Source organism: Bradyrhizobium sp. P2_E8 (assembly GCF_056403875.1).
In genome coordinates this window covers 1-3,810 of record NZ_JBFUES010000759.1, presented here as the reverse complement: position 1 = coordinate 3,810, position 3,810 = coordinate 1, and the positions used below count along the sequence as shown (strand labels likewise).

Here is a 3,810-nt window from a genome sequence, read left to right as displayed (position 1 = left end):
CCGGAGCGTGCTGCGGTACCGGTGCAGGTCATCCCGATCGACCCGATGCCGGTCACGGGCGTCGGCAAGGTGTTCAAGCCGCAGCTGCGCTGGGATGCCGCGCAGCGCGTGTTCACCAAGGTACTGGCGCCGCTCGCCGCGCGCGGCATCGACTGCAAGGTCAAGGTCGGCGCCCACGGCAGCCACGGCTCGATCGCCACCGTGACGCTTACCGGCCTGTCGGAGGATCAGCGCGAAGTCGTCGCCGGCGAGGTGCACACGCTGCTCGCCCCGTTCGTGATGCGGCATGAGGTGGTTTTCGGTTAACTGGAGCCCAATGGGGCCGTGCACGGCACGGCCCCAACTTTTCCAATTGGACAACGCATCGCCGCTACCCGCGGATCGCCGCATTGGCCCTTTCGGCCGCGCCAGTCATCGCTTCCTTCGCCGGCCTCGCCCCGTTGACCACTTCATTCACGCCGATCATGAAGGCGTCCAGGATCAGTCTCGAACGCGGATGGAAAAGAATTGCCTTGGCGCGGTCGACGTCGGCATTCTGCAAGTTTGTCAGCGCCGCCTCGGCGGCCTGCGGGCCGAACGCCTTCTTGAAGCCCTCGCTCGACCAGGCCGACACGCGTGTCGTCGCCAGCCCCGCTGCAGCAGTGCGCAGCGAGGTCGCCTTGCTCGTCGCCCAGAGCAGGAACAGGAAAGCCGCCCGCTTGTTTCGAGATCTGGAATTGATGCACGCCTGCCAGTGCGACATGAAGGGGACGGGTCCGCGACCGGCGAGATGCGGAAAGGTTGCAAATCCGGCCTGCTTGGCGACACGGCTTTTCGCGGGATTGGAGATGTCGGTCGCGAAGTTGCTGCTGTCGATCGCCATGGCCGTCCGCCCCTGCAGGAAGTCGTCCAGCACGTGGTACCATTCGTAGCTGCCGACGCCGGCAGGCCCGGCCTGGCCGAGCAACTGTCCGTACATCTCGACGGCCGCGATCCCCTCCGGGCTCGCGAAAGCGACCCTGTTGTGTTCGACCATGGCCCCACCGTAGGAGAACAGGAAGCCCATGGCCGGTGGGGAGGAATTGCCGCTGGCCTGGGCCCGCATCGCGATCCCCGACATCCCGTTGGTCTTGACCGCCTTGGCGGTGACAAGCAGCTCCTCGAAAGTCTGCGGAATCGGCAGGTCCTTGGCTGCCAGCGCATCGCTGTTGATGAACAGGGTCATCGCCTCCGAGGTAATCGGGACGGCGTACCGTTCGCCGTCCGACCACAGCGGGAAGGCTCGGGCCGTCCTGAGCAGGTCGCTCTCGTCATACCAGGCAGGGTCGGTCAGCGACCTCTGGGAATAGTAGCCGTTCAGTGGCTCCACCCATCCGTTCGAGATGCCCTGGCCATAGGTCGTGAACATGAAGACGTCGGGCGTGCTACTGCCGCGAGCGAGCCTGATCGGCAGCGCGCCGAGGTAGGTGGTTTCCAGTTGGAAATCGATGGTGACGTTGATGCCGGTGAGTATGGTGAACTCCGGCAACAGCGGCGTGATCGCGTTCGACCACGGATGGATCGCGCCCGAAAGCGCGATCGTCTGTCCCGCAAATTGCTTCCAGTCGATCGCGGCGTTGGCGTGAGCCGCAGCGGGCTCCTCGGCAAAGCTCCAGCGCGGCAGCGCGGTCAGGCCCGCGCCAGCCGCCCCCAGTCCCTTGATGAAACTGCGCCGGCTCGCCGGATGGCTCAATGAGTTTTCACCCTGTGCCATGATGATGCTCCTTGAATCAACCAAGGGCATTCATCCATAGCACACGCTCGGGGCCGCAGCCCTGCGACATCACGGCCCTCCCGCCTGGCGTATCCGATGAATGTCGGGTTCCCGACCTCCCTATCCGTGCTATTGTCCTGTCATGCTCTGGCGTCGGCACCAGAACACGCGCGGTCACACGAGCATCGAAGACCCACGGCCAATGTCCGTTCCTGTTCGGGCCCTGCCTCTGCGATGGTTTGCTCGTCCGCTGATCCTTGCGGTCGCAGTGCTTGTGACCCTGTTTGCGGCGACCAGCTTCCTCGGCCTGCAATATTGGCAGGAGCGGCAAGCAGTTCATCACTTCATCGAACATAGCCGCCAGGTCCTCGAAACGCTCGATCGGCTGCGGGCGATCGTCGCGGAACTGGAGACTGAAAGGCGCGGGTATCTCATGACCCTCGACCCGGCCTATCTCAAGGCTTACGGCGTCTCTGACGAAAGTGTACGGCGGGAGGCTCAGGCGCTGCAGATATTGGTCGCGGACGATCCGTTGCAGGGCCTTCGGGCCGGCCATCTGGCGCTGACCGTTACAGCCACGCTGCGCGAGATCGACGAGCTGCTGAAGACGGCCGGCACGTCCGGGCTGGCCGCGCTGGCAATGATCCGCWGCATGGACGAGATCCGCTCGCAAATCGACCAGATGGTGGATCACGAGCGCTTTCGGCTCGCCGACCGGGAGGCGCGCGCCGAAGCATTCGAGCAACGCTGGACCTGGCTGATCGCTGGCGCCGTTGTCCTCGTCATCGCGCTGGCCGGCGCGGCGCTGGCGCTCGCGCGGCTCGAAACGAAACGCCGGAGAAAGGCGATCGAGGAGAATATCCAGCTCCAGAGTGATCTTGCAGCACGGGATATCAAGATCAGGCGCCTGTTCGATGCCAACATCATCGGCATCATCATCTGGGAAGTCGAGGGGCGCATTCTCGAGGCCAACGATGCATTCCTGCGCATCGTGGGATACGACCGGGAAGATCTCAACGCAGGGCGCCTGCATCGGACCGACCTCACGCCGCCGGAATGGCGCGCCCGTGACGTGCAAACCGTGGCGGAACTGAAGCGGGTCGGGACGGCCCAGCCATTCGAGAAGGAGTACGTGCGGAAGGACGGAAGCCGTGTGCCGGTGCTGATCGGCGGGACCATGTTTGGAGAAGGTGCGGACAACGGCGTCGGCTTTGTCCTCGATCTGACGCCTCTCAAGCGGGCGGAAGCCGAAGGCCGCGAACACGAGCGGCGCTACCGTGAAGCCCTGATGGAGCTCGCGCACGCCAATCGCGTCACCACGATGGGGCAACTAACCGCTTCGATCGCCCACGAAGTCAACCAGCCGATCGCCGCGATAGTCGCGAACGCCGAGGCCGGGCTGAATTGGCTGGAGGCTCAACCGCCAAATCTGGAGCGGGTTCGACAGACGCTCGACTGGATCACAAAGGACGGCATGCGAGCCGGTGACATCATCGGCCGGATCCGGGCGCTGATCAGGAACGCGCCCCCGCAAAAGGAGACTCTGGAGATCAACCAGGCAGTGCTTGAGGTCATCGCGCTGACACGCAGCGAAGCGTTCAAGAACGGCGTGTCGGTTCGGACGCAATTTGCCGATGGCTTGCCGCCGGTTCAGGCAGATCGGGTTCAACTTCAGCAAGTCGTGCTCAACTTGATCGTCAACGCGATCGAGGCGATGGCCGCGGTCGGCGAGGGGGGACGCGAGTTGCTGATCAGCACCGGTCGGCATGGATCGGACGGCGTCCACGTCACCTTGCGGGATTCCGGCCCAGGGCTGGATCCGAAGAACGTGGAGCGCCTGTTCGAAGCCTTCTACACCACCAAGCCCACGGGCATGGGGATGGGCCTCGCCATCTGCCGCTCGATCATCGAGGCGCATGGCGGGCGGATGTGGGCCGGCGCAAACGAGCCTCGGGGCGCCTTCTTTCAGTTCACCCTGCCTCTTGCGTTAGACGAGACCGCACCTCGCCTGCTGGAGGCGGATGAGGTAAGTGGTCGACGCTCTGCGGCTCGATGACGGGCTCCGCGTAGCCTGATCC

The 3,810-nt window shown here is 64.4% G+C and carries 2 protein-coding genes and 1 pseudogene; 2 read left to right on the top strand and 1 reads right to left on the bottom strand.

Features of this window, described 5'->3' with window-relative positions; translation table 11 throughout:
* Positions 1 to 306 (top strand): annotated as a pseudogene (locus tag AC1D00_RS31235) (acyl-CoA synthetase); the annotation flags it as partial.
* Between the two features lie 64 nt (positions 307 to 370).
* Here AC1D00_RS31235 and AC1D00_RS31230 read toward each other — a convergent pair.
* On the bottom strand, positions 371 to 1,732 hold the full coding sequence (locus AC1D00_RS31230) for an ABC transporter substrate-binding protein (RefSeq protein WP_167770718.1): 1,362 nt from the start codon (positions 1,730 to 1,732) through the stop codon (positions 371 to 373).
* A gap of 202 nt (positions 1,733 to 1,934) precedes the next feature.
* Here AC1D00_RS31230 and AC1D00_RS31225 point away from each other — a divergent pair, with 202 nt between their 5' ends.
* Positions 1,935 to 3,788: an ATP-binding protein gene (locus tag AC1D00_RS31225; RefSeq protein ID WP_477013306.1), complete on the top strand. Its 1,854-nt coding sequence runs from the start codon at positions 1,935 to 1,937 to the stop codon at positions 3,786 to 3,788.
* Positions 3,789 to 3,810: the final 22 nt, after the last annotated feature.